Annotated in this window: 19 protein-coding genes; 10 read left to right on the forward strand and 9 right to left on the reverse strand. The window is 71.9% G+C overall.

Features of this window, described 5'->3' with window-relative positions; genetic code table 11:
- The first annotated feature begins 304 nt into the window (after positions 1-304).
- On the forward strand, positions 305-535 hold the full coding sequence (locus tag CCL05_RS01890) for a DUF397 domain-containing protein (protein WP_037673508.1): 231 nt from the start codon (positions 305-307) through the stop codon (positions 533-535).
- A 122-nt stretch (positions 536-657) separates the two neighbouring features.
- On the forward strand, positions 658-1,572 hold the full coding sequence (locus CCL05_RS01895) for a helix-turn-helix domain-containing protein (RefSeq protein ID WP_086558714.1): 915 nt from the start codon (positions 658-660) through the stop codon (positions 1,570-1,572).
- Between the two features lie 86 nt (positions 1,573-1,658).
- Here the strand turns inward: CCL05_RS01895 and CCL05_RS01900 are convergent, their stop codons facing one another.
- On the reverse strand, positions 1,659-2,486 hold the full coding sequence (locus CCL05_RS01900; protein ID WP_086558715.1) for an SAM-dependent methyltransferase: 828 nt from the start codon (positions 2,484-2,486) through the stop codon (positions 1,659-1,661).
- A 237-nt stretch (positions 2,487-2,723) separates the two neighbouring features.
- On the opposite strand from CCL05_RS01900, the gene CCL05_RS01905 reads away from it, so the two are divergent.
- The 3 genes from CCL05_RS01905 to CCL05_RS01915 all read left to right on the forward strand — a co-directional run bounded on the left by CCL05_RS01905 (position 2,724) and on the right by CCL05_RS01915 (position 7,369).
- Positions 2,724-5,114, forward strand: coding sequence for a molybdopterin oxidoreductase family protein (locus CCL05_RS01905; RefSeq protein ID WP_086558716.1), 2,391 nt, complete (start codon positions 2,724-2,726; stop codon positions 5,112-5,114).
- Positions 5,111-5,602 (forward strand): hypothetical protein, encoded by a 492-nt coding sequence (locus CCL05_RS01910; RefSeq protein WP_086558717.1) that lies wholly within the window; start codon positions 5,111-5,113, stop codon positions 5,600-5,602. The genes CCL05_RS01905 and CCL05_RS01910 overlap by 4 nt, the downstream gene beginning before the upstream one ends.
- Before the next feature lie 84 nt (positions 5,603-5,686).
- The gene (locus CCL05_RS01915; protein ID WP_086558718.1) at positions 5,687-7,369 is read left to right on the forward strand and encodes a hypothetical protein; all 1,683 of its coding nucleotides are present in this window, start codon (positions 5,687-5,689) and stop codon (positions 7,367-7,369) included.
- Between the two features lie 31 nt (positions 7,370-7,400).
- Here CCL05_RS01915 and CCL05_RS01920 read toward each other — a convergent pair whose 3' ends face one another.
- Complete coding sequence (locus CCL05_RS01920; protein ID WP_244204124.1) at positions 7,401-8,063, reverse strand: hypothetical protein; 663 nt, start codon at positions 8,061-8,063, stop codon at positions 7,401-7,403.
- Between the two features lie 110 nt (positions 8,064-8,173).
- Here CCL05_RS01920 and CCL05_RS01925 point away from each other — a divergent pair, with 110 nt between their 5' ends.
- Together CCL05_RS01925 and CCL05_RS01930 are read left to right on the forward strand one after the other, a co-directional pair.
- A complete protein-coding gene (locus CCL05_RS01925; protein WP_086558719.1) occupies positions 8,174-8,800 on the forward strand; it encodes a TetR/AcrR family transcriptional regulator in 627 nt (208 codons plus the stop codon).
- Positions 8,801-8,918: 118 nt separating this feature from the next.
- The gene (locus CCL05_RS01930; protein ID WP_086558720.1) at positions 8,919-10,235 is read left to right on the forward strand and encodes an acyltransferase family protein; all 1,317 of its coding nucleotides are present in this window, start codon (positions 8,919-8,921) and stop codon (positions 10,233-10,235) included.
- A 4-nt stretch (positions 10,236-10,239) separates the two neighbouring features.
- Here CCL05_RS01930 and CCL05_RS43780 read toward each other — a convergent pair whose 3' ends face one another.
- Positions 10,240-10,785, reverse strand: a complete 546-nt coding sequence (locus CCL05_RS43780; protein WP_244204125.1) for a VOC family protein — start codon at positions 10,783-10,785, stop codon at positions 10,240-10,242.
- Positions 10,786-11,640: 855 nt separating this feature from the next.
- On the opposite strand from CCL05_RS43780, the gene CCL05_RS01940 reads away from it, so the two are divergent.
- Positions 11,641-11,898, forward strand: coding sequence for an RICIN domain-containing protein (locus CCL05_RS01940; protein ID WP_086558721.1), 258 nt, complete (start codon positions 11,641-11,643; stop codon positions 11,896-11,898).
- Between the two features lie 8 nt (positions 11,899-11,906).
- On the opposite strand, the gene CCL05_RS01945 is transcribed toward CCL05_RS01940, so the two are convergent.
- The 4 genes from CCL05_RS01945 to CCL05_RS01960 are packed head-to-tail and all read right to left on the reverse strand — an operon-like array spanning position 11,907 to position 17,388.
- Positions 11,907-12,908, reverse strand: a complete 1,002-nt coding sequence (locus CCL05_RS01945; RefSeq protein WP_086558722.1) for an ABC transporter ATP-binding protein — start codon at positions 12,906-12,908, stop codon at positions 11,907-11,909.
- The gene (locus CCL05_RS45825) at positions 12,901-14,907 is read right to left on the reverse strand and encodes a dipeptide/oligopeptide/nickel ABC transporter permease/ATP-binding protein (RefSeq protein ID WP_244204126.1); all 2,007 of its coding nucleotides are present in this window, start codon (positions 14,905-14,907) and stop codon (positions 12,901-12,903) included. Before CCL05_RS45825 ends, CCL05_RS01945 begins: the two co-directional genes overlap by 8 nt.
- A 14-nt stretch (positions 14,908-14,921) precedes the next feature.
- Positions 14,922-15,848 (reverse strand): ABC transporter permease, encoded by a 927-nt coding sequence (locus CCL05_RS01955; protein WP_086558723.1) that lies wholly within the window; start codon positions 15,846-15,848, stop codon positions 14,922-14,924.
- 13 nt (positions 15,849-15,861) lie between these two features.
- Positions 15,862-17,388, reverse strand: a complete 1,527-nt coding sequence (locus CCL05_RS01960; protein ID WP_167409492.1) for an ABC transporter substrate-binding protein — start codon at positions 17,386-17,388, stop codon at positions 15,862-15,864.
- Positions 17,389-17,638: 250 nt separating this feature from the next.
- Between CCL05_RS01960 and CCL05_RS01965 the strand changes: the two genes are divergently transcribed.
- Positions 17,639-20,800, forward strand: a complete 3,162-nt coding sequence (locus tag CCL05_RS01965) for a glycoside hydrolase (RefSeq protein WP_086558725.1) — start codon at positions 17,639-17,641, stop codon at positions 20,798-20,800.
- A 54-nt stretch (positions 20,801-20,854) separates the two neighbouring features.
- On the opposite strand, the gene CCL05_RS01970 is transcribed toward CCL05_RS01965, so the two are convergent.
- Positions 20,855-22,300, reverse strand: coding sequence for a glyceraldehyde-3-phosphate dehydrogenase (locus tag CCL05_RS01970; RefSeq protein ID WP_086558726.1), 1,446 nt, complete (start codon positions 22,298-22,300; stop codon positions 20,855-20,857).
- Between the two features lie 168 nt (positions 22,301-22,468).
- Here CCL05_RS01970 and CCL05_RS01975 point away from each other — a divergent pair, with 168 nt between their 5' ends.
- Positions 22,469-23,371, forward strand: a complete 903-nt coding sequence (locus tag CCL05_RS01975) for a hypothetical protein (protein ID WP_086558727.1) — start codon at positions 22,469-22,471, stop codon at positions 23,369-23,371.
- Positions 23,372-23,525: 154 nt separating this feature from the next.
- Here CCL05_RS01975 and CCL05_RS01980 read toward each other — a convergent pair whose 3' ends face one another.
- Positions 23,526-25,619 carry a 3-hydroxybutyrate oligomer hydrolase family protein gene (locus CCL05_RS01980; protein WP_086558728.1) on the reverse strand — a complete coding sequence of 698 codons (2,094 nt, stop codon included), beginning with the start codon at positions 25,617-25,619 and terminating at the stop codon, positions 23,526-23,528.
- Between the last annotated feature and the right edge of the window lie 4 nt (positions 25,620-25,623).

Below are 25,623 nucleotides of genomic sequence, written 5' to 3' on the forward strand. Positions count from 1 at the left end.
GTCCCGAACGGCATCGCCTCATGCGGCGTCACCGCGGGCGGGCCGGGCGGGAATCCGGTGCTCGTGGCGGGTGCGGCTGCTTGTGCCGCGGCCCCACTGGGCGGCCGGAGCACCTGGTGCGCAGCTGATGACACGGCATCTCCCCGATGCGAGGTCAGGACGCGGCGCCGACAAAGGGGTTGACGCCGCGGCTATTATCCACGCTGACGGCGGTCGCGTGCAATTGCACGCGAAATTGCGTGACAATCGAGCCGTGTTGGGTACGCAAGCCGGGGACGTGAACCAGAGCAGCTAGGAGACCGCGGTGCCACCAGTGCAGAACGGAGTGCAGGCAAGCTCGTTGGACGCCTGCTGGATCAAGAGCCGGCACAGCAACGCCGAGGGCAACTGCGTCGAAGTCGCCCCGCTCGTCGACGGCGGGATCGCGATGCGCAACTCCCGTGACCCCGACGGGCCCGCGCTCGTCTACACGGCGGCGGAGGTGGCGGCGTTCCTGGCCGGGGCGAAGGACGGCGAGTTCGACCACCTGCTGTGAAGCCCGCCCGGTGAAGTGGAGCCCAACTCGCCACTTCTGTGGGGTGGCTCCGAGGGATGCGGGCGCGCCCGGCAGAGTGCGATAGTGTAAATCGCCCTTGTGCCGGTCTGCTGGGAGTCAGGATGTCCGCCGCGTCGCATCGCATCTCCCGTCTGGAACCCTATCTGGACAGGCCCGAGCCTGCGCCGACTCTCCTGAAGATGCTGGTCGGCGTACAGCTGGCAGGCTTCCGTGAGGACGCCGGGCTCGCCCAGGACCAGGCGGCGCGTGCTGTCGGCTTCAGTGCCGCGAAGCTGTCCCGCATCGAGTCCGGCAAGGGCCGCCGCCCGCCGACCGAGAACGACATCCGGGCGCTGCTGCAGCTGTACGGCACCGACGACTACGAGGCCTCGGTACTGCTCAAACTGTTGCAGCGCGCCGGCGAGCCGGGCTGGTGGCAGCGGTACGACAAGCGGCTGATGCCCGAGTGGTTCGACCGGCTGGTCGGACTCCAGGAGGCCGCCGCCACCATCCGAACCTTCGAGATCCAGTACGTACCCGGCCTGTTGCAGACACCCGCCTACACCAAGGCCGTGGTGGAGCGGGGTCTGCCGAACGCGCCGGCCGGTGAGGTGGAGCGGCGCGTCGAACTCCGCCGGCACCGGGCGCGGTTGCTGTTCCGGCCGGACGCACCGCAGCTGTGGGCGGTCATCGACGAGTCCGTGCTGCTGCGCGTCCTGGGCAGCACCGAGGTGATGCGGGAGCAGCTCGCGCATCTCGTCGAGATGGCCGAACGCCCCAACGTGACCTTGCAGATCGTCCCGCTGAACGTCACGAACGCCTCGGCACCGGCCATCCCGGTCACGTACCTGCGCTTCGGCGGCCTCGACCTGCCCGACGTGGTCTACCTGGAGCACATCAAGAGCGCGAACTTCCTCGAGGACCGCGACGAGACGGAGGAGTACCGGATCGCGCTGGACCGCCTCGCGGACGAGGCGCTCAAGCCCCGTGACTCCCTGGAACTGCTGCGCACGACGATGGAGCAGCGCTACGCCTGACGCGCGAGTGCCGCGCGCGGGACGACCAGCGTCCCGCGCGCGGCACCTGCGTCACTTCCGCCGTCGCTTCTCCAGCGAAATCAGCGTCACTTCTCCAGGGGAATCCGCCCCACACCACCGAACTCGATCCACTCGTGGGTGAGCTGACGGGGCGCCACTTCGGTGTCCGGGCGCCACGTGGACACCTCCACCAGCCCCGGCTCCAGGATCTCCAGACCCTCGAAGTACGCGGCGACGTCCTTCTCCTCACGCACGCGGCCCCAGTGCCCCTGGGTCGCCTGGTCCATGAAGTCCGTGACGAAGGCACGGACCTCGGGGTCCTCGCTGACCAGCTGGCACATCACCATGAAGCTGCCGGGCGCCAGCCGCTCCCGCACGCGGCGGGCCACCGCGAGCGGCCCGTCGGTGTCGCTGTCCGGGATGCAGTGGAACACCGAGTTGAACAGCACGCACACCGGCTGGGAGAAGTCGATCAGCCGCATGGTGTCGGGGTGGCCGAAGATCAGGTCGGTCTCGCGCATGTCCGCGTGGATGACGCTGGTGCGCTCGTCCTGCTCCAGCAGCGCCCGGCCGTGGACCAGCACCATCGGGTCGTTGTCGACGTACACCACGTGGGTCGCGGGGTCGATGCGCTGGGCGACCTGGTGCACGTTGTCCTGCGTCGGCAGGCCGGATCCGTGGTCGAGGTACTGCCGGATGCCGTAGTCCTCGGACAGGGTCCGCACGACCCGCTGGAGGAAGCGCCGGTTGTTCAGGGCCAGGCGGCGCGTGCTGGGCACGACCTTGTCGAGCTCCTCGCACGCGGCACGGTCGGCCGCGTAGTTGTCCTTGCCGCCCAGGTAGTGGTCGTACATGCGCGCTGCCGTCGGCACGTTCGCGTCGATCTCGGTGGACAACTGCTTCTCGGATGGCATCGTTCCCCCTGCGTGGTGCCGCGCCAACGGACTGGCTGGACAGGAAGTACATCCTAGGGAGGGGGAGTTGGCCGCTGCCAGCCCAGTGGCGAAGGTGCCCACGTTCGAACGACCGGGTGATCGCCTCCCGCGACGGTGTGTGCCCTCTGTGGCATGTTCGTGCACTCAGCGTCACCGGAGTTCCGGGGGCACGGCGGGGTACTCGTCACGGGACGTTCTCCCGTGGGAGGTGGGACCATGGACACCTCGGCCGACCGGATCGCGGATCCCTGGGGTGCGCGCACCCCCTACGCCCCCGGCACGCCCTGGCCGTCCCGGACGGACACGCACCTGGGGGCCGGGATCGCCGAGCGGGACGTGGAGCGGTGGGTGCAGTCCGCCTCGCTGCTGCACTCCAACGGCGACGCGATGGACATCGCGGTGCGCGAGGGCCGCATCGTGGGAGTGCGGGGCCGGGCCACGGACCGGGTGAACCGCGGACGCCTGGGCCCCAAGGACCTCTACGGCTGGCAGGCCAACGCCTCTCCGGACCGGCTCACCAGGCCCCTGGTCCGTGAGCACGGCCGGCTCGTGGAGTCCGACTGGGACACCGCCATGAACCGGATCACCGCCCGGACCCGGGACCTCCTGGACGACGAGGGCCCGGGGTCGATCGGCTTCTACACCACCGGACAGCTGTTCCTGGAGGAGTACTACACCCTGGCCGTCCTCGCCCGCGCCGGCATCGGCACCAATCACCTGGACGGCAACACCCGGCTGTGCACGGCGACCGCCGCCGAGGCGCTCAAGGAGACCTTCGGCTGCGACGGGCAGCCCGGCTCCTACGAGGACATCGACCACGCCGACACCATCGCGCTGTTCGGGCACAACATGGCGGAGACCCAGACCGTCCTCTGGATGCGGCTCCTGGACCGCCTGGAGGGGAGCGACCCGCCCCGGCTCGTGTGCGTGGATCCGCGGCACACGCAGACCGCCCGGCGCGCCGACGTCCACCTGGCCCCCCGCGCGGGCACGAACGTCGCCCTGCTCAACGCGCTGCTGCACGAGATCATCCGCACCGGCCGCGTCGACCGGGCCTACGTCGACGCCCACACCGTCGGCTTCGAGGAACTCGCGGCCATGGTCGAGGAGTGCACCCCCAGGTGGGCGGCCGGGATCTGTGACGTGCCGGCCGCGCAGATCGAGCGGGCCGCGGAGATCCTCGGCACCGCCGAGCGGCTGCTGTCCACGGTCCTCCAGGGCGTCTACCAGTCCCACCAGGCCACCGCGGCCGCCGTCCAGGTCAACAACCTGCACCTGATCCGCGGCATGCTGGGCCGCCCCGGCCGCGGACTGCTCCAGATGAACGGGCAGCCCAGCGCCGAGAACACCCGCGAATGCGGCGCGGACGGCGACCTGGCGGGCTTCCGCAACTGGCAGAACGACCAGCACGTGGCCGAACTGGCCGCCGTGTGGAACGTGAAGCCCGAGACGATCCCGCACTACGCGCCGCCCACCCACGCCATGCAGATCTTCCGGTACGCCGAGCAGGGCTCGGTCCGGATGCTGTGGATCACCGGCACCAACCCGGCCGTGTCCCTGCCCGAGCTGTCCCGCATCCGGTCGATCCTCGCCCAGGAACGGCTGTTCGTGGTCGCGCAGGACCTGTTCCTGACCGAGACCGCGCAGCTCGCCGACGTGGTGCTGCCCGCGGCGACCTGGGGCGAGAAGACCGGCACCCTCACCAACGCCGACCGCACCGTGCACCTGTCGGAGAAGGCCGTCGAACCGCCCGGCGAGGCCAGGGCCGACCTGGACATCTTCCTCGACTTCGCCGCCCGCATGGACTTCCGCGACAAGGACGACGGGCCGCTGATCAGCTGGCACGACCCCGAGTCGGCGTTCGCGGCCTGGCAGCGGTGCAGCGCCGGCCGCCCCTGCGACTACACGGGCCTGAGCTACGAGCGGCTGCGCGGCGGCAGCGGCATCCAGTGGCCCTGCACCGAACAGGCCCCCGACGGCACCGCGCGCCTCTACACCGACGGCATCACCCACGCCCACCCCGACACCTGCGAGAGTTACGGCCGGGACATGGTCACCGGGGCGAGCGTGGAGCCCGTGGAGTACCGGTCCCTCAACCCGGACGGCAAGGCCGTCCTCAAGGCCGCGGAGTACCTGCCGCCCCACGAGGACACCTCCGCCGACTACCCCCTCCAGCTGATCACCGGCCGGACCGTGTACCACTTCCACACCCGCACGAAGACCGCGCGCGCCCCCGAGCTGAACGCCGCCGCGCCGGACGTCTGGGCGGAGATCTCGCCCGCCGAGGCGTCGGCCCAGGGGCTCGCCGACGGCGACCTGGTGCAGGTCACGACCCCGCGCGGAGCGGTACGGGCCCGGCTGCGCACCACCGCGATCCGCGACGGCATGGTGTTCCTGCCCTTCCACTACGGCTACTGGGACACCCCGGCCGGCCACCGCCCGCCCGACGACGGCCCGGGCCGCGCCGCCAACGAGACCACCGTCACCGACTGGGACCCGGTCTCCAAACAGCCACTGTTCAAGACCGGTGCGGCCCGGGTCACCCTCGTCGCGCGGCGCGCGAGCGGCACCGGGGCCCGGACCGAGACGGCGGGGAGCAGCACATGACCGGCATCGAAACCACCCTCCGCCTCCTCCACGACGGCGAGCGCGACCTGGAACAGGACCTGCTGGCCGCCGCCGCACGGCACCACACCGACCACGAGTTCCACCACGTCGCCCTCGACGTCGCCCGCTGGTCGCGCGAGCACGCGGCCCGCCTCGCGGACGCGGGCCGGGACCACGGCCTCGACCTGTCAGGACCGCGTGGAAACCCGTCGCCCGGGGCGCTCGCCGCGCTCCGGGAGAAAGCGTCGGAAGCCCTCGGCCGGCGCCCCGCGACCGGCCTGCTCCTCCTGCACGACCTGCGCGATCTGCACCTGGCCGCCGCGCGGAACTCCCTGCACTGGGAGATGCTCGCCCAGGCGGCGCAGGCCACCCGGGACGAGCGGCTCCTGGGACTCGTCTCCGACTGCCATCCGCAGACGCTCCGGCAACTGCGCTGGACCAACACCCAGATCAAGATCCTCGCACCGCAGATCCTGACCAGCGTCTGACCGGGGTTCACCCCCAGGTGTCCTCCCGCAGCTCAAAGTCGCCGCTATTCTCACGGCTCCCGGCCGATTTCCCAGGAGAAACCCATGGGCGACTATTACGACCTCGGCACGCACAGCCGTCCCGTCACCACCTCCTCGGCCGAGGCCCAACTCTGGTTCGACCGTGGCCTGGTGTGGACGTACGCCTTCCACCACGAGGAAGCCGTCGCCTGCTTCGAAAAGGCCGCCGAGGCGGACCCCGAATGCGCACTGGCGTACTGGGGCATCGCCTACGCGCTCGGCCCGAACTACAACAAGCCCTGGGAATTCTTCGACGGCGAGGAACTGGTGCGGACAGTGGAGCGTACGCACGCCGTAGTGGAACGGGCCCATGAGAAGGCCGTACGGGCCACCCCGGTCGAGCAGGCTCTGATCGCCGCGTTGCGGGCCCGCTACCCGCAGCCGGAGGCCGTCGAGGACTGCTCGGTGTGGAACGAGCCGTACGCGGACGCTATGCGCGCGGTGTACGAACTGGCGCCCGACGACCCGGACATCGCCACCCTGTACGCCGACGCCCTGATGAACCTCACCCCCTGGCAGCTGTGGGACCTGACGACCGGTCAGCCCGCCGAGGGCGCACGCACCATGGAAGCCAAGGCCGTGCTGGACGGCACGCTCGGGACCGAGGCCGGTGCGCGGCATCCCGGGGTGCTGCACCTCTACATCCACCTGATGGAGATGTCCCCGGCACCGGAACAGGCCCTCACCGTCGCCGACCGGCTGCGCGGCATCGTGCCCGACGCCGGGCACCTGCACCACATGCCCTCGCACCTCGACGTCCTGTGCGGCGACTACCGCCGGGTCGTCGCGGCCAACAGCGACGCCATCGCCGCCGACGAGAAGTTCCACCGGCGGGCCGGCGCGATGAACTTCTACACCCTCTACCGGGCCCACAACTACCACTTCAAGATCTACGGGGCCATGTTCCTCGGCCAGGCACAGGTCGCCCTCGACACCGCCGCCCAGCTGGAAGCCGCCATCCCGGAAGACCTGCTCCGCGTGCAGAGCCCTCCGATGGCCGACTGGCTGGAGGGCTTCCTCGCCATGCGCGTCCACGTACTGATCCGCTTCGGCCGCTGGACCGACATCCTCACCCTGCCCGCTCCCGCCGACCCGGAGCTCTACGCGGTGACCACCGCCATGCGCCACTACGCTCGCGGCGTCGCCCTCTCGGCCACCGGCGAGGTCGCCCGGGCGGAAGCCGAGCGCGAGCTCTTCCGGGCGGCGGCGAGCCGGGTGCCCGAGTCGCGGATGCTGTTCAACAACACCTGCCGCGACATCCTCGCCGTCGCGGCGGCCATGCTGGACGGAGAGCTCGAATACCGCAGGGGCAACCACGATCTCGCCTTCGCGGCCCTGGAGCGGTCCATCGAGCTGGACGACGGCCTCCCCTACGACGAGCCCTGGGGCTGGATGCAGCCCACCCGCCACGCCTACGGCGCCCTGCTGCTGGAACAGGGCCGGGTGGCGGAGGCCGAGGCGGTCTACCGCGCGGACCTCGGCCTCGACGACACCCTGCCCCGGCCCCTCCAGCACCCGGGCAACGTCTGGTCCCTGCACGGCTTCCACGAGTGCCTTCTCCGGACGGGCAAGACCGCCGAGGCGGCCCTAGTGGGCCAGCAGCTCAAGATGGCGACCGCGCTGGCCGACGTCCCGGTCCGGGCGTCGTGCTTCTGCCGCCTGGACACCGCGGCCGGCCCCCGGTCGGCCGATGGGTGCTGCCACTGAGAAGGGACCGAGCGGGTCGAACGGCCATCGGTCAACGCCCGGTTGGCGGCTGCGCCGCCGGCGCCCGGCGCATCAGTGTCACGCCGTACACGACGATCCACACCACCCACATCAGCCAGCCGACGAGACCGAGCAGGCCGAGCGGGCCGGTGTGGTCGATGACCAGCGGGGCGAGCACGGCCGAACCGAACAGCAACACCGCCGCCACCAGCCCCCACCTGCCGTGCCACGGCCGGATCAGCCCGGCGCGCAGGCCGCCGACGGACAGTCCGACGAGCGCGAGCGCCAGGAAGGTGCCGTTGAGGGTGAACAGGGCGTCGTGCAGCGCCCAGAGGCCCGGGTCCGCGCCGGTCCCGTCCGCGGCCGTCGACGCGAGCGCCAGCCGGATCGCGATGACCCCGGCGAAAACGGCGTTCTGGAGGAGGAGTCCGGCGAACCCGAGCAGGGCCCACGCCTCGCCCCGGTCCCGCTCGGACCGCCACAGCACACGGACCGCGCCCGCCCCGAACAGCGTGGCCAGGATCCAGGCGGCGGGGGTGAGCGCGGAGCCCATGCCGACCAGGTCCCCGTGCGTCCGGAAGAACCCGTCCACCTCCCCGATGCCGGAGCCCGTGCGCGGCAGACCGGCCGGCACCAGGACCACGTTCCCGGCGACGATGAGGAAGGCGAAGCCGAGGGCGGCGAGACCGCTCACCCGGGCGAAATCCGTAGCGGAACCCATGGCGACCGGGGCAGCTCCCGATTGTTTACGTAACATATATTGATTATAAGCAGCGTTAAGTGAATGACGGGAAGGGGCCGGGCATGAGTGAGGAGCCGGGGCGGCGGCGGTACGACTCGCTGCGCCGCACGGCGCAGGCGCAGCAGACCCGCGCGGAGATCGCCCGCGCCGCGCTGAAGCTGTTCGTCTCCCACGGGTGGACGGCCACGACGGTGCGGGACGTGGCGCGCGAGGCGGGGGTGTCCGTACCGACCGTCTACGCGGCGTACGGGAACAAGACGGGACTGACCCGCGCGCTGGCCGACGCGGCCGATCTCTCGGCCGATGTACCGCAGCTGGTCGCGGAGCTGGAGGCAGCCACGACCGACCCCGCCCGGCAGCTCGCCGCGATGGCCGGCTACGACCGGCGCCTGTACGAGCGCTCCGGCGACGTCATCGCACTGGTGCGGGAAGCCGGCCGCTCCGAGCCCGAGCTGGCCACGCTCTACCACGACAGCCGCGTCCGTGGCGACCAGACCCGGGCGCAGGTCTTCTCCTCCTGGCCCGCGGGCGTTCTGCGCTCCGGCCTCGACGTGCCGTCCGCGGTCGACGTCTACGCGGCGCTCTGCAACATCGACGTCTACACCGTGCTGACCGGGGAACGCGGGTGGTCGCCCGACCGCGTGGAGCAGTGGTGGTGCGGGGCGCTGGTGCGGGAACTCCTGCACTGAGCGACCACCGCCGGTGTCGTCAGCGGCGGGCTGCGGATGGTGTCATGCCGGGCACGGGTTGGTTGCGGCACGGTCTTCTCGCCCGGAAAACCCTGCAGCGGGGGCAGCATGACGACCTATGAGCAGAGACCGCTACGTCGACTTCCTGCGTGCGTGGGCCATCGTCCTGGTGGTGGTCGGGCACTGGCTGATCACCGTACTCGTCCACGGGTCCGGTGGTGAGATCACGGCGCCGGAGCTGCTGGCGGTCATACCGTGGACCCAGTGGCTGACCCTGGGCTTTCAGATCATGCCGCTGTTCTTCCTGGCCGGCGGGCATGCGGCGGGCGGCTCCTGGGCGCGCACCCGGGCGGCGGGCGGTACGGCGTCCGGGTGGGTGGCGCGGCGAGCGTCGCGGCTGCTGCTCCCGGCGGGCGTGTACAGCGCGCTGGTGCTGCTCGCCGTCGGTGTCTGTGCGGCCGTCCGCGTCGATCCGGGCACCCTTGAGCTGGTGGGGTGGGCGATGGCGATGCAATTCTGGTTCCTTCCCGTGTATCTGCTCCTCAGCGCCCTGACCCCACCGCTGCACGCGGCGCACCGGCGCTGGGGGCTGGGCGTCCCCGTGGTCATGGGCGAGGCCGCACTGGCGGCTGACGCGCTCGCGGTGGCAGTGCACGTGCCTTACGTCGGGCTGCTCAACTACGTGCTCGTGTGGGGCATTGCCTACCAGTTGGGCTTCTGCTGGCGCGACGGTCTGCTGACCGGGCACCGGGCGACAGCGCCCGCGATGGCGGCGTGCGGCGGGCTGGCCTTCGCGACCCTGGTGGGCCTCGGGCCGTTCCCGGTCAGCCTCATCCGGGTGACCGGGCAGAGCCCGGGCAACACCGATCCACCGTCGGCGGCGATGCTGGCGTGGGCGGTGGCCCAGGTGGGCCTGTGCCTCCTCGCCGCACGGGCGATGCGGCGGCTCCTGGACCGGGAGCGGGTGTGGCGCGTGGTGAGCCCGGTGGGAGGCGCCAGCATGACGCTGTACCTGTGGCACATGCTGCCGGTGCTGGTCGTCGCCGCCGCGTTCTACTTGACCGGGCTCGCGCCTGAGCCCGCCTTCGGATCCGCGGCATGGTGGGTGCTGCGGGTGCCCTGGCTGCTGGTGCTCGGTCTCGTCCTGGCCGGTGTCGTGGCGGCGTTGCAGCCCTTGGAGCGCGGGCTGGCGGCACTGGACGAGCGGATCCGCCTGGACGCCGACCCACGCCGCCCCTGGCCGCTGTGGCTCGGCCTCGCCACCGCCGTCGCCGCTCTGACCCGGTTCGCCGAACAGGGCTTCGCACCCGGCGGCCGGTTGCCCCTGATGCCCGCACTGGGTCTGACGCTGGGCGTACTGCTGGTGGTGCTTTCCCGGCGCACGAAGTCACACGACTTCGAAAAGCCCGATGACGTCCTGGAAGAAGCCGCCTGACAGTTCACCGCTCCAAGCGGCGAATCTGGAAGGTCAGTCCGTCCAAGTCGTCGACGCCGATCGCGAGTTCCCACTGCGGGGTGGAGGCGAGGTCTCCACGTGGGGCGACGAAGTCGGCGCAGGCCAAGGAGGTTCCCAGGGTCTCGCGGTAGAAGTGCCGGGCTTCGTCCGGCCGTTCGCAGGACAGGACCATACGGTGCGGGGTGCTCGCCAGCCGGAGAGGGAACCGCCATCCGGTGAACTGGTGCGCCTGCCAGAGTGAGAAGGCGGCGCCTGCCGGATCGATCAATGTCGCCATGCGGCCCTGATCGCCGGCGTCGAACGGAGGCACGACGACGCGTGCGCCGTTCGCCGTTGCCGCTTCGGTACGGCGTTCGATGTCGTCCACCGCCAGGTAGTAGGCGATGTGGGCAGGTGTTCCCGGTGGGTAGACCGGATGTGCCAGGTCGCTCACGCCGCCGATCAAGTGGCCATCGAGGGTTATCCGGGTGGCCCGGCGCCAGTCCTCCTCGTCCACCGCGAAGCGCCGGCCCAGCGTTTTGGTCGTCATCCTGTGCTCCTCGTCGTCCCGATGCTGGATAACGGGTGTCCGGACGATCACGCAAGCGGGTTTCGGCACAGGCGGCCCGGGCTTTCGGCTATGACCGCTGCCGTGCGCGGCTGGGCAACAAGAGCTGGTCGAGGTGGGAGCGCAGGATGGCGAGGGCGGCGTACGCCGAGCGCTGGCCGACCACGACGCTGGTGCCCAGCCGTGGCTGAGGGGCAGCAGGCGGGCAGCCTCCGCCGCGGGATCCCGCCGCTCCTCCAGTGCTCCGTCTCGCTGGGCCCGGCGCAGTACCGTGGCCGACGCGCTGCGCCGGGACTCGCTGCCGCGTGCCGAGGTGGTCGCTGCGTTCGTCCGCGCGTGCGGGAGGGGCGAGGGCGTCGGCACGTGGCTGGAGGCCAGAGACCGGCTGGCCGCCGCCGAGCCGCCGCGGGCGGAGGGCGGGCCGACGCCCGCCGGCGAAGGGCCGACGCCCCACGGGACACCGGAACACCCAGCCCGATAAAAGCCGCGAACCCGGCCTCGGTCGCGGGCCGGTCCGAAGCCGGCGAACTCTCGCCGCCACCGCCGTCGCCGGGTTGCTGCTCGCCGCACTGGGGGCCTGGGCGCTGCTGCCCGGCGAGGACGGCGGCCGGGACGCGGCGGCGCGTGGGGACGGGATCGCCGCGGGCCTGGCCTCCTCCTCGGCCTCCACGCTGACCCCCGGCGTCGACGGCCCGGAACCAGGCAGAATCCAGGATCCGGCCCGCCCCGGCCCCCACGCTGTGCGTCACCGAGGGCCACGACCGCAAGGGGCGCTACCGAAGCCAGGTCGCCGTCCAGCGCCTCTGTGCCGACGCCACACCACCGGACCTCTCACTGGTGTCGGTCGGCAACACGGGCTCGTACTACCTCCAGTGGCGCCACCCGGTGTACGGCGACGGCTGTCTCACCGCGCTCGGCAGCGGGCATGTCGTCGAGGGCCGGTCCAACCGGAACAGCTACCGGATACACGTGGTGCAGAACGGGATGTGTCTCGGCGTCAACGGCACCGACGACCGCGCGGCGGGTGCCGAGATCGCCCAGCAGCGCTGCACGGGGTCACGGGACCAGGAGTTCCTGGTGGATGCCGTCGACTGACATCCCCGTCACACCGTCACCGGTGGTGTCTCCTCCAGAGGGAAGTGGCATGCCGCTCCGTGCACGGGCCCCGGGGGCGGCGGCGCGGGGACCGCCTCGGCGCACAGGTCCCGCACCCGCCGGCACCGGGTCCGGAACCGGCAGCCGGACGGCGGGTCGGCCGGTGAGGGGATCTCACCCGTGAGCAGGATGCGCTGCCGCTTGCGTCCGCCGCCGGTCACGGGGGCGGGGGCCGCCGACAGCAGCGCCTCCGTGTACGGGTGGCGCGGCCGCTCGTAGACCTCCTCCGTCGGCCCCGTCTCCACGATCTTGCCGAGGTACATCACGGCGACCCGGTCGGCGAGGTGCCGCACCACGGACAGGTCGTGCGAGATGAACACGTACGACAGCCCCAGCTCGTCCCGCAGGTCGCACAGGAGGTTGAGCACCTGCGCCTGCACCGACAGATCCAGCGCGGAGACGGGTTCGTCGCAGACGATCACCTCGGGCTCCAGCGCCAGGGCGCGGGCGATCCCGAGCCGCTGCCGCTGTCCCCCGGAGAACTCGTGCGGGTGACGGCTCGCGTCCGAGGCGCGCAGTCCGACCATCTCCAGCAGCTCGGCCACGCGGGCCGCCCGCTTCGAGGCGGGTACGAGGCCACGGTGGGTCAGCCAGGGCTCGCCGATCAGATCCGCCGCGCACAGACGGGGGTTGAGCGAACCGAACGGGTCCTGGAACACCATCTGCACCTTCCGGCGCCAGGCGAGCAGCTCCGCACCCGACAAGGCGAAGGGGTCGACTCCCTCGTACCGCACGGTGCCCGCGTCGGGCCGCTCCAGCCGCAGGAGAACCCTGGCCAGTGTGGACTTGCCGCAGCCGGACTCGCCGACCAGACCCAGGGTCTCCCCGCGTCCCAGTGTCAGGTCCACCCCGTCCAGCGCCCGCAGCCGGGTGCCGCCTCGCAGGGTTCGCCGGACCGTGAAGCTCTTGGCCAGACCGGTGGCCTCCAGCAGTGCCCCGTGCTCAGGCATCGGCCAGTTCCTTCCCGAAGTGGCAGGCGGCGGCCCGGCCGTCACCGGTGCCGGTCAGCGCCGGACGGTGGGTGGCGCAACGCTCCCGGGCCATGGGACAGCGCGTACGGAAGGCACAGCCGGGCGGCACCGCGCCCGGGTCCGGCGGGCTCCCCGGGATGGACATCAGGCGGGAGCCCCGGTGCTGCTCGGCCGGTACGGACGCCAACAGGCCCTGTGTGTACGGGTGATGGGGCTTGCCGAACACCTCGGCGACGGGCCCGGTCTCCACCACCGTCCCGGCGTACATGACGGCGACCCGGTCCGCGTGCTCGGCGGCGAGCCCGAGGTCGTGGGTGATGAGGACGAGCGCCGTCCGCTGTTCGCCGCGCAACTCGCCGAGGAGGTCCATGATCTGCGCCTGCACGGTGACGTCCAGTGCCGTCGTGGGCTCGTCGGCGATCAGGACCCTCGGCCGCAGGGCGACCGCCGTCGCGATCAGCAGGCGCTGACGCATACCTCCCGAGAACTGGTGCGGATAGGCGTCAGCCCGGGAGCGGGCCTCCGGGATGCCCACGCGCTCCATCAGCTCCACCGCCCTGGCCTTCGCCGCGCGCCGGGACACGCCCTCGTGGATGCGGAACGGCTCGCCGAGCTGCGTGCCGACCGTGAGAACGGGGTTGAGCGCGCTGAGCGCGTCCTGGAAGACCATGGCCACACCGGGGCCGGCCAGCCGGCGTCTGGCCCGTGGTCCGAGCCCGAGCAGGTCCTCGCCGTCGAGGCGCACCTGCCCGCCCACCACCTCCGCGACCGGGTCGAGCAGGCCGGCGACGGCGTGTGCGGTCATGCTCTTGCCGCAGCCCGACTCGCCCAGCAGCGCCAGCGTCTCGCCCGACCGCACGGAGAAACCGACCCGGCGGACGACGTGGACGGGCCCGGCCGGTGTGTGGACGTCGACGGACAGGCCGTCCACGACCAGGACGTCGGCCGCCGTGGTCTGTTCGGGGCTGAGGGGACGGCTGCCGCCGGGGGCAGTGGTCGGGTCCGGCTCGGATACGGCACTACCAGGAGCCGGCTCAGTGCTCGTCCCGCGCGACCGGCGAGCACGCCACCCACTGTGCCGGACCCCCTCCCGCCACCGCTGCCCCGGGTCGGTCGTCATCCGGGCCCAGGAGGCGAGAACGGTCGCCGAGACGGTCGTCAGGACGATCGCGAGGCCAGGGAAGAACGCGATCCACCACGCGCTCTGCAACTCCTGCCGCCCCTGGGCCACCATCAACCCCCAGCTGACGTCGGGCGGTTGGATGCCGATGCCCAGGAAGCTCAGGGACGACTCGGCGAGCATCACGAAGCAGAAGTCGAGCGCGGCGACGGTGAGCAGCGTCGGCAGCACACTCGGCGCGACATGCCGCCGTATGGTCGCCCAACCGCCGGTGCCGAACGTACGGGCCGCGTCCACGAACAGCCGGCTGCGCAGCTCCGCCGCCTCGGCCCGGGCCGTGCGCAGGTACACGGGGATGCGGGCGACGGCCAGCACCAGCACGATGCTCGCCGCGCTCGGCGAGAAGACGTACAGCACCACCACGGCCAGCAGCAGGGAGGGGAAGCTGAGGATCACGTCGGCCACCCGCAGCGACACGTTCTCGCGCCAACCGCCGTGATACCCCGCCCACATGCCCCACACCGAGCCGATGACCAGTGAGCACAGCACGGCGGGCACCGCCACGGCCAGTGTCGTCCCGGCGGCGGTCAGCAGCCGCGCGGCCACGGGCCGGCCGAGGGAGTCGCTGCCGAGGACGAAGGCCCAGCCGTGGTCGAGACCGAAGGGCGGCCGGCCCGGGGCGCGCAGGTTCTGACGGGTCGCCAGGTCCCCGGCCAGCAGGGGTCCCAGGACGGCGCACAGCGCGACCAGGACCAGGACGAGGGCCGCCGCGCAGGCGAACCGGTCCCGGAGCAGCAGGGCGAACCACCGGCGGCGTACGGTCGTGGAGCCCGGCTCGGATGTGGCTTTCTGAAGCATGTCCCGTCCTTGGCTCATGCCGCCGCCCGCTGCCGGACTCGCGGGTCGAGAAGCGCGTGGCAGAGGTCCACCAGGATGTTGAGGGCGAAGATCGCCAGAGCGGTCAGGAGCACGGCCGCCTGGAGTACCGCGAAGTCGCGCTGGAGCACCGAGTCGATCATGAGCTTGCCGATGCCGGGCCAGCCGAAGATCGTCTCGACGACGACGGCCCCGTTGACCAGCCCCACGGCCAGATCGCCCGCGACGGTCAGCGCCGGTGCGGCCGCGTTGCGCAGGGCGTGCCCGAAGACCACCCGGAGCTCGGAGGCCCCCTTGGCGCGGGCCACCTTCACGTACGGGGCGGACAGCGCGGAGACCATGGCACCGCGCACCACCTGGACCAGCACACCGAACGGCCGGATCAGCAGGGTGACCACGGGCAGTACCCACGCCGCCGCGCCGCTGGTGCCGGAGGTGGGCAGCCAGCCCAGCGTGACCGCGAAGACCAGCACGCCCATGATGGCGATCCAGAAGTCGGGGACGCTGGCGGCCGTGGAGGACAGGAAGCTCGCGATCCGGTCGGTCGCCGAGTTCGGGCGGTAGGCCGCGAGGCTGCCGATGACGACGGCGCCGACGATGGCGAGCAGCATCGTCCAGCCGGCGAGCTGGAGGGTGGCGGGGAAGGCGCGCAGGACGGCCTCGGCCGCCGGCTGGGCGGTGCGCAGCGACTCGCCGAAGTCGAGGTGGGCGACCTGGCCGAGGTAGTCGCCGAACTGGCTGATCAGCGGGTCGTCCAGACCGTTGCGGGCGGCGAACTCGGCCCGCATCTCGGGTGTCGCGCTCAGCGGCAGGTACAGGTTGGCGGGGTCGCCGGTGAGGCGGGCCAGGAAGAACACGCCGAGCACCACCACGAGCAGCGGAACGACGCTCGAGACCGCGCGGCGGCGCAGCAGGGTCAGCACGTGATGTCCTCCCTCAGTCCGCGCGCCGCATGTCGGCGAGCCGCATCTCGTCGTTGGTCGCCGGATCCGGCCGGTAGCGGACCTTGGGGGAGAGGGCCAGCAGGCCGGTCATGTTGGCCATGACGGCGTCCCGTACGACCTTGTCGTTCTGGTAGGTGAACGCGTCCGCGAACGCCTTCTGCCGTTTCCCGTCCGAGGCGAGCTCGGCCTGTTCGATGAGCGTGTCGAGCGCGGCGGTGCCGTAGCTGCTCTGGGCGCCCTTACTGCCGTAGATCTGTCCCATGGTGAACGCGGCGTCTCCCGCCTGGTTGCCGTGCTGGGCCTGGAGCAGGGTGGGGCCGGTGTCGCCGGCGGGGAAGGGGCGCAGAAGGTACTCCAGCCAGGCGTTGACGTCGAGCATCTTGATCCTGACCTTCAACCCGGCCTTGATCAGGCCGTCCTGGACGACCTCCATGGCTTCGGCGGCCTTGGGGTAGATGCCGTTGCGGCCGATGATGGTGAGCGTGGTGTCGGTGCGGACTCCGTCGGCGCGGGCCTCGGCGACGAGCTTCCGGGCGCGTTCCGGGTCGTAGGGCCACGGCCGCAGGCGCGGGTTGTGGCCCGTGACGCCCTTCGCCACGAGCTGCCCGGTGGGCCGGCCGGCGAAGACCGCGGTGACCAGCCCCTCCCGGTCGATGGCGTAGTTGACGGCCTGCCGGATCCGGATGTCGTTCAAGGGCGCCTTGGTGGCGTCCATCCGCAGGTAGGAGACCTCGTTGGTGGCGAACTCCACGGCCCGGTCGCCCGCCCCGTCCTCCGGCGCCAGCCCGATCGCCACATCCGCCTCGTCGTTCGTCACCATCGCCGCGCGCACACTGCCCTCGGCGCGCCAGACATAGGTCGCGGCGGCGAAGTCGGGGGCCTTGCCCCAGTAGCCGGGGAAGCGCTTGAGCCGCAGATAGCGGCCCTGGTTCCACTTGTCGATCCGGTAGGGCCCCGTGCCGACCGGTTCGCGCACGCGGGAGTCCGGGTCGGTGCTCGTCGGCACGATCTCGACGAAGGACAGGCGCAACGGCAGGATGGGGTCGGGTTTCGCCGTGGTGACCCGGAGCGTCGTGTCGTCGACGGGCGTGGCGGTGAGCTCGCTGTCCGTGAAGATGTAGCCGTCGACGTTGCAGTCGATGCCCGAGTCCGTGGCGCGCTTGACGGAGAACGCGGCAGCTGCCGCCGTGAACGGCGAGCCGTCGTGGAAGGTGACACCCCTGCGGAGGGTGAAGGTCCACGAAGTGGCCGAATCGCGGGTCCACTTGGTGGCGAGGGCGGGTTCCAGGCGTCCGGTGGACGGTTCGCGCTCGGTGAGCGCCTCCGTGATGTTGGCGCGTGTCACCCGGCCTGTCGCGGTCAGCGAGGCGTCACAGGGTTCGAGCGTCGGCGGTTCCTCGGGCAGGACGATGCGCAGGGTGTCGGGGCCGCCGCCGATGGGGTCGGCACCGGCCACCGAGCAGCCGGAGGCGGCGAGCAGGACGGCGAGGGACGCGACGATCGGACGACTGCGGGACAAGCCTGAACCCGTCACTGCGCCTGCCGCGTTCACTACGCCTCCCGCGTTCGCTCGCGTACACAACAGAGAACGTCGTTTAGATATGTGGACGATCTGTGGGCGATCATTATTGGACCGGCGAGGCGGAGTGCGTCAAGGGGTGTGCGCGGGTCTCAACTCGTCGTACCTCTTGACGTGTTGATTGCCGTCCTAAAACATTCGGGAAACTCGATTGGTTCTGCGCGGTTCTGTTCGCTCTCGAAGGGAATTCATGTCCAGCAGACATCGCCTCGCCCGTGCATGGGCGGTCAGCGTCCCCCTGGCACTCGGCGCGGGACTCCTGACCGTGCCTCCTGCCGCTGCCGCCGAACCGCCCGGCAGCGCGGTCACGGTACGGATCGACCCGTCCTACCGGCAGCAGGAGTTCGAAGGGTGGGGGACGAGCCTCGTCTGGTTCGCCAACATCACCGGCCGCTATCCGGAACCCATCCGGCAGAAGCTCGCCGACATGCTCTTCGGTGAGGACGGCCTCCGCCTCAACATCGCGCGCTACAACATCGGCGGCGGCAACGCCCCGGACGTCCGCAAGGACTACATGAAGACCGGCGCGACGATGGACGGCTTCTGGAAGGCCCCCGAGGGCACCACCAGGGAGGACACCGACTGGTGGAACCCCGACGACCCCGACCACTGGGACTGGTCCGCCGACCCGGGCCAGCGCTGGTGGGTGGACCGCGTCAAGAAGAAGGTCACCCGCTGGGAGGCGTTCAGCAACTCCCCGCCGTGGTTCCAGACCGTCAGCGGCTACGTCTCGGGCGGCTTCGACGCGGGCACCGACCAGATACGGGCCGACCGCGTCGACGACTTCGCCACGTACCTGGTCAAGGTGACCGAGCAGCTGGAGAAGAAGCACCGCATCAGGTTCGACACCATCGCCCCGCTCAACGAGCCCAACACCACCTACTGGGGCACCCAGATCGGCCCCGACGGACAGCCCACCGGCGGCCGCCAGGAGGGCGCGCACGCCGGCCCGGAACTCCAGCAGAAGGTCGTCCTGGCCCTGCGGCGCGCACTGGAGAAGTCGGGAACCCGCGCGACGATCTCCGCGATGGACGAGACCAACCCCAGCACCTTCGTCCGCAACTGGAACGCCTACGACAACTCCGCCCGCGCCGCCGTGGACCAGCTCAACGTGCACACGTACGGCACCGGCATGCGCACCAGCGCCCGGGACAGCGCCAAGGCCGCGGACAAGCCGTTCTGGATGAGCGAGATCGAGGGCACCTGGGGGACCGGCACCGACTTCACCGGCATGGAACCGGGGCTCGGCATCGCCACCCGGGTCGTCGAGGACATCCGCGAACTGGAGCCGTCCGCCTGGGTGTTGTGGCAGCCCGTCGAGGACTCCATCCCGCAGGCGCAGGCCGGCAAGAACTGGGGCAGCATCCACATCCCGTTCAACTGCACCGCGAAGGACACCCTTCAGACCTGCCCGATCCGGGCCAACACCAAGTTCCACACCCTGCGCAACTTCACCCATCACATCCGGCCCGGCGACCACTTCGTCAAGGCCGACGACCCCTCCAGCGTCGCCGCCGTACGCAAGTCCGGCCGCGGAGCGACCGTCGTGCACGTCAACAACGGCACGACCCCGCGCGCCGTGACCCTGGACCTCTCGCGGTTCCAGCGCGTCGCCCCCGGCGCCACCGTCACGCCCGTGGTGACCAGCGCCGGCGGAGCGCTCGTCCGCGGCACACCGGTGAAGGTGACGGACGACTCCGCCACCGTGACCGTCCCGGCGAAGTCGGTCACCACCCTCCTCGTCGACGGCGTGTCCGGCACCGCCGAGGACGCCGCGCTCGTCCAGCCCGGCCACGTCTACCGCCTCCAAGGAGCCCAGAGCGGCAAGTCCCTGGCCCCCTCCGCCGACGGCAAGGGCCTGGTCGTCCGTACGGCCGACCCGGGTGCCAAGTCCCAGCTGTGGTCGGTGAAGCAGCTGACCCGCGGGGACAGCAACCGGGAGCGCTACGCCCTCGTCAACGCGGAGACCGGCGATCGTCTCGCCGTACGGGACGACGAGGCCGTTCTCGAAGACACCGAGACCCCGGCCGGGCAGTGGATCATGTCGACCACCGGGGACGGCACTTGGACCTTCGTCAACGCCGCCACCGGCCGGCTGCTCGACGTCGTCGGGCAGTCGACGGCGGACGGCGCCCGCGTGTCGGCCCTCCTCCCCGCCTCCACCGCGAACCAGCGCTGGGGCGTGACCGACGAGACGGTGCTGCGCACGCAGCCGGCCAAGGCGTTCACCGTCCCCGGCCGTGCGCCCGAACTGCCCGGCACCGTGAAGCCCGTCTTCCGGGACGGCGCCCGGGGCGCCCTCCCCGTGCGGTGGACCCTGCCCTCCGAGGCGCGCTGGAGCAAGCCCGGAACCGTCCGGGTCAAGGGCAAGGCCACCGACGCCCTCGGACGGACCGTCCGCGCCGAGGCGGTCGTCACCGTGGACACCATCGCCGCCACCCTCCCGGCCCGCGCCAAGACCTACACCGGCGGACGGCCCGGCCTGCCCGCCACCGTCACCGGCGTCGGACGGCACGGCGGCACCGCCGACCTCCCCGTCACCTGGGACGCCGCACCCGACGGCGCGTTCGACGACGCCGGGGTGGTCACTCTGCGCGGCACCGCCCACGTCCCCGGCGGCACCGGGGCGGCGGCGACCGTACGCGTCCAGGTCACCGCACCCCGGGAGCGGAACACCGCACCCGACGAGGGCGTGACGGTCGGCGCCACCTACACCGAGAGCGGCTACTCCGCCGAGGGCCTGCGCAACGGAAACACCTCGGAGAAGGCCTGGTCGAACTGGAGGTCCGGCACGAAGAACCCGTCCGACACCATCACCTTCACCCTGCCCGGGGCGCGCGATCTGACCCGGGTCGTGACCCACTTCCACCGCGACGGCACCAACGTCAGCTTCGCGGAGTCCCTCAAGGTGCAGGTGCGCGAAGCCGACGGCACCTGGACCGACGCGAGCGAGACGGTGCCCGTCGGCACGGAGGGCACGCCCGTCGCCGACGTCCCGGTGCGCGCCTCCGGCCCGGTGACCGGGGCACGCGTGGTCATGACGGCCCGCCCGGGCGGTTACCTCACGCTCGGGGAGATCGAGCTCTTCGCCAGGACGCCCGGCGCCTCCGCGGACGCCGCCGCCGCGTCGGTCGAGGTGGAGGGCGCGGCGATCGGCGGCTTCGATCCGGACCGGACGAGCTACCGCGTGACCACCGACCGCCCGGACCGGGCGAAGGTCACCGCCACGCCGCGCGACCCGTACGCGAGCGTGACCGTCCGCAAGGAGACGTCACGCCTGGCCGTCGTGACCGTGAGCAGCGAGGACGGCTCGCGGACACGGCAGTACCGGATCGAGCTGACCCGCTCCTGACGCATGAGAACGCGGGGCGTGCCAGCCGGACACGCCCCGCGTGGTCCCCAGGGCTCAGACCGCCGGAGCCGGGTACGTCGGGTACTCCACCCCGGACACGTGCTGTACGACACGGATGACCTGGCAGGAGTAGCCGAACTCGTTGTCGTACCAGAGGTAGAGGATGGCGTTGTCGCCCTCGACCTTGGTGGCGCCGGCGTCGACGATCGAGGCGTGGCGCGAGCCGATGAAGTCGCTGGAGACCGCGTCGGGCGCGCTGATGAAGTCGATCTGGCGCTTCAGCGGCGAGGTGAGCGACACCTCGCGCAGATAGTCGAGCACCTCCTGGCGGGTGGTCTCGCGCGCGAGCTGGAGGTTGAGGATCGCGATGGAGACGTCCGGCACCGGAACCCGGATGGAGCTGCCGGTGATCTTCGCCTTGAGGTCGGGCAGCGCCTTGGCGACGGCGGAGGCGGCACCCGTCTCGGTGATGACCATGTTGAGCGGCGCGCTGCGGCCCCGGCGCTCGGACTTGTGGTAGTTGTCCAGCAGGTTCTGGTCGTTGGTGAACGAGTGGACGGTCTCCACGTGGCCGCGCTGGACCCCGAACTCGTCGTCCATCGCCTTCAGCGGCGGCACGATCGCGTTCGTGGTGCAGGAGGCGCAGGACAGGATCTGCTCGTCCGGCTTGATGGTGTCGTGGTTGACGCCGTGCACGATGTTCGGGACGTCGCCCTTGCCGGGCGCGGTCAGCACGACCTTGTCGATGCCGGGGCGCAGGTGCGTGGACAGGCCCTCGCGGTCACGCCACTTGCCGGTGTTGTCGATGAGGATGGCGTCCTTGATGCCGTACGCCGTGTAGTCGACCTCGGACGGGTCGTTCGCGTAGATGACCTTGATCGCGTTGCCGTTGGCGACGATCGTGCTGGTCGCCTCGTCGACGGTGATCGTGCCCTGGAACTGGCCGTGGATGGAGTCACGGCGCAGCAGCGAGGCGCGCTTGACGATGTCCTGCTCTCCTCCGCCGCGCACGACGATGGCGCGCAGCCGCAGACCGTTGCCCGAGCCGGCCTTCTCGATCAGCAGCCGGGCCACGAGCCGGCCGATGCGGCCGAAGCCGTAGAGGACGACGTCACGACCCTCGCGGCGCTCGATCTTGTTGGCTCCGGTGGCACCGGCGACGGCCTCGGCGGTGAACTCCGCGACCGACAGACCGCGGTCGTCCTCGCGGTACGTCGCGGCGAGCATGCCGATGTCGATCTGGGACGGCCCGAGGTCAAGCTCGGCCAGGGTCTGCAGGAACGGCAGCGTCTCGGTGACCGAGAGCTCCGCACCGGCGATCTGCCGGGCGAACCGGTGGGTCTTGAGGATGCTGACCACCGACTTGTTCACCAGGGAGCGGCTGTGCAGCAGGACGGTCACGTCCCGCTCCCGGTGCAGCTTCCCGATGATCGGGATCATCGACTCCGCGATCTCCTCGCGGTTCTTCCAGTTGGTGAACGAGTCGTCGTTGACAGTCACAGATCCATCTTTCGAGCTAGGCGGCGCTCATATGTTAAACCGTCGATTTCTGGATCATGAACCGGGTACCTCCGGAGCGTTCCGCCCCGCCGGAACGCCGCGCTCCACGAGCCCCTCGCGGCCTCGCCTGGGATGATCGGAACAGAGCCCCACGCGAAAGGGACGCTCATGGACTTCGACGCTGTGGCCGACGAGCTGTACGCCCTGCGGCCGGAGGAGTTCACCGCCGCCCGCTCGTCGGCCGTGGCCGCCGCCCGCACGGCCGGCGACCGGGAACTCGCCGAGCGGATCGGTACCTTGCGCAAACCCAGCCTCGCGGCCTGGGCCTGCAACCTCCTGGTGCGCAGCCGGCCCGGCGATGTCGAGCCCCTGCTCCGCCTGGGCGAAGGACTGCGCCAGGCCCACCAGTCCCTGGACCGCACCCAACTGCGCGAACTGAGCCGGCAGCAGCACGCGCTCATCCGCGCCCTGTCGGCTCAGGCCCGGCAGCTCGCCGCGGAGGCCGGGCATCCGATCGGCGAAGGCGTGCAGCGCGAGGTCGAGAACACCCTGCACGCCGTCCTGGCCGACCCCGGGGCCGCCGAGGCATGGGCGAGCGGCCGGCTGGCCAAGCCGCTCAGCGCCGCCGTCGGCTTCCCGGCCGCCGGGGCGAGTGCCGTCACACAGAGGGCCGTCCCGGAGAGCGCCACGACGCAGCGCCGCCCGTCCGCCGCGCCGGCTCCCTCCCGTCCGGACCGGAAGGCCGCCGAGCAACAGCGGCGACGGCTGGCGCAGGCCCGCCGGGACGCCGAGGCCGCGGACCGGGAGCGGCGGGCGCTGAAGGACGAGGCGGCGGCCGCCGGCCAGGCCGTGGAGGAGGCGACACAGCAGGTGGACCGCCTCCAGCGGCGCGTCGGCGAGCTCACCGAGGAACTGGCCCGCACCAGGGAGGAACACCAGCAGGCCCGCTTCGCCGAGCGGTCGGCCCGGGAACGGGCGCGCACGGCCGACCGCCGCGTCCGCGAAGCGGACCGCAAGGCCGCGACGGCCGCCGCCCAGCTCGAACGCCTGACCTCGTCGGACGACCGGTAGGGGGACGGTTCTCATGGGGCGGGTCCGCCTGTCGGAGGGGTCGGTTCGCAGGGGCGGGTCCGCCTGACGGACGGGTCGGATCTCACGGGGCGGTCCCGCCTGCCGGACGGGCCGCTCCTCGTCGGACCGGCCCTCCTACCGCACAGGCCGGCTCTCAGTCGGGCACCCGGACCGCACCGGACCGCACACCGATGCGGTCCCCGGGCGCGGGTGACGCCGGGATGGGCGGCACATTGGCCCGGGTGAGCGCCGGCGCGTGGCCGGGTTCGCCCCCGCGCGGCACGGTCCGTACGACCTGGCTGGGCGGCAGCGGGCGGCCCTCGGTGAGCCGGTCCCACATCAGGTCGAGTGCCTGCTGGAAGTAGAAGCCGAGCGGGACGTAGCGGTTGTCGTAGCCGGGCGCGGTGCTGTCGCTGTGGTGGGCGTGGGTGATCTCCAGGTAGGACAGCGCGCTCCTGCCGTGCTCCGCACGGGAGTTGAGCCCCAGGTAGGGCCGGGAGCTGTGGTTCACCGGGACCCGTGTGTCGTCGCGGCCGTGCACGATCAGGGCGGGCGTGCCGTGCAGGTCGCCGTCACGCCGGGTCGCGTCGAGGCCCTGGCCCACCCGGCGCGCCCACGCCCGCTCCTCAAAGTTCGCGGCCTTGCCGGGGAACGCCAGCCGGTAGGCGCACAGCTCGCCGTCGAGGTTGTAGTCCGGTGCGCCGTCCGGCCCGACGGCCCGCCGGTCGGCGACCGGCCCGCCGAGCGAGTCGTCGTCGACGAGGGTGCCGGGGGAGGGGGCCCGCCCGCCGCTGGTGGCGTAGGCGGCGGCCATCTGGGCCCGGGTGTAGGGCGCGGGCCGGCCGGAGGCGTCGGTCGCCGCCCAGCTGTAGCCGCACAGCGCGTCGGTGACCGCGGCGCGGGCGAAGCTCATCTCGTACGAGACGGGCGTCTGCGGGTCGTAGTGCGAGGCCTGCAAGTACGCGGACCGCGCCTGGAACCCGGCCCGGACCAGCGCCTGTTGCGCCAGGTCGGGCAGCCCGCGCACTCCGGCCCGTTCGGCGTCACGCCGCAGGACCAGCCGGGGGTCGTCGCCCACCAGGTCCGAGCAGCGCCGCTGGGCCGTTCGCGGGTCGAAGGACGTGTAGCCCGGCGCCGAAGGCTCGGTGAGCACCGCGCACGGCTGGAGGAGCGAGGCCAGGGACGCGTAGCGCACGAGCGGCAGCCCGGCGTTGGCCACCCGCCGCCCGCCCTGCTCGACGGTGAAGCCGCGCAGCGGGGCGAGGTTCATCTGCGGCTCCGCGGCCACGACCGCGTCGATCAGGCCGTGCCGGTCCTCCTCTCCGGCGGCGACGGCGGCACCGCCGCCGTTGGAGACGCCCGCCGCCAGCACCGTCGTCGTCGCGGGCGTGTACCCGGCGGCGGGCGCACCGTCCCGCCAGTCGCGGTTGAGCAGCGCGAGGGCGAGCTCCACCGAGCGCAGGACGTCGCGTCCCCAGCCGGCCTGGGGGTTCTGCCGGGAGTGCGCCTGCTTGAAGGCGACCCGGTAGGGGTGGTGCGCGTCGTAGCGGCGGCGTGCGGAGTCGTCGAGGCCGCTTTCGAAGGCCGCCCGGGGACCGGTCCGCGTGCGGGGGCCGGTCGTGCCGTCGGTGGCCATGACGGTGTCGGAGTGCAGGTCGTGGAAGGCCGGGCCCATGCCCTTGTCGGTGAGGGCGACCGCGCAGCGGTGGTGCAGTCCCCAGGCGCCCGCGCCGCCGACGCCGTTGTACACGTTCGCCAGACCGGTCGCCGGCGCGGCCACGACACAGGGCCGTGCGCGGTCCAGGTTCGCGGGAACCTGGACGACGAAACCGACACTCCGCGCGCCCGTGCCGACGGTGACGGTGTACTCGGTGCCGGCGACCTTCCCGTCACCGGGAACCGGTCTGCCGTCGGGGCCGATGTTCGGACCGTACAGTCGTCCCAGCCCGCCCGCGTCGCTCCCGGAGAGCCCCGCCGCGGCCCACACGGCCCACCGCCTCAGCTCGGCCGGCGTGGGACGGCCGGGGTCGGCGACGGCCGGGGGAGTGGCCCGGCGCAGTCCCGCGAAACCCAGCCCCGCGGTGAGCAGGTCGTCGTCGCGGCCGTCGTACGTACGCGAGGTGACGGAGCCGGCGAAGGACGGCAGGCCGCCGCCCGGGCCGGCTTGGGCGGTGGCCGCGGGCAGCGCGGAGGCGGCGAGTGACACGGCGAGCAGCGGCGGGAGGAACCGTGAGGGGCGGGCGGGCATGCCG

The organism is Streptomyces africanus, from assembly GCF_002150735.1.
In the GTDB taxonomy this organism is placed as follows: Bacteria; Actinomycetota; Actinomycetes; order Streptomycetales; family Streptomycetaceae; genus Streptomyces; species Streptomyces africanus.

Excerpts from the sequence above, each read along its gene's own strand:
- CCL05_RS01895 (WP_086558714.1), top strand. The coding sequence starts at position 658 with ATGTCCGCCGCGTCGCATCGCATCTCCCGTCTGGAACCCTATCTGGAC.
- CCL05_RS01900 (WP_086558715.1), bottom strand. The coding sequence starts at position 2,486 with ATGCCATCCGAGAAGCAGTTGTCCACCGAGATCGACGCGAACGTGCCG.
- CCL05_RS01905 (WP_086558716.1), top strand. The coding sequence starts at position 2,724 with ATGGACACCTCGGCCGACCGGATCGCGGATCCCTGGGGTGCGCGCACC.
- CCL05_RS01910 (WP_086558717.1), top strand. The coding sequence starts at position 5,111 with ATGACCGGCATCGAAACCACCCTCCGCCTCCTCCACGACGGCGAGCGC.
- CCL05_RS01915 (WP_086558718.1), top strand. The coding sequence starts at position 5,687 with ATGGGCGACTATTACGACCTCGGCACGCACAGCCGTCCCGTCACCACC.
- CCL05_RS01925 (WP_086558719.1), top strand. The coding sequence starts at position 8,174 with ATGAGTGAGGAGCCGGGGCGGCGGCGGTACGACTCGCTGCGCCGCACG.
- CCL05_RS01930 (WP_086558720.1), top strand. The coding sequence starts at position 8,919 with ATGAGCAGAGACCGCTACGTCGACTTCCTGCGTGCGTGGGCCATCGTC.
- CCL05_RS43780 (WP_244204125.1), bottom strand. The coding sequence starts at position 10,785 with ATGACGACCAAAACGCTGGGCCGGCGCTTCGCGGTGGACGAGGAGGAC.
- CCL05_RS01945 (WP_086558722.1), bottom strand. The coding sequence starts at position 12,908 with ATGCCTGAGCACGGGGCACTGCTGGAGGCCACCGGTCTGGCCAAGAGC.
- CCL05_RS45825 (WP_244204126.1), bottom strand. The coding sequence starts at position 14,907 with ATGCTTCAGAAAGCCACATCCGAGCCGGGCTCCACGACCGTACGCCGC.
- CCL05_RS01965 (WP_086558725.1), top strand. The coding sequence starts at position 17,639 with ATGTCCAGCAGACATCGCCTCGCCCGTGCATGGGCGGTCAGCGTCCCC.
- CCL05_RS01975 (WP_086558727.1), top strand. The coding sequence starts at position 22,469 with ATGGACTTCGACGCTGTGGCCGACGAGCTGTACGCCCTGCGGCCGGAG.
- CCL05_RS01980 (WP_086558728.1), bottom strand. The coding sequence starts at position 25,619 with ATGCCCGCCCGCCCCTCACGGTTCCTCCCGCCGCTGCTCGCCGTGTCA.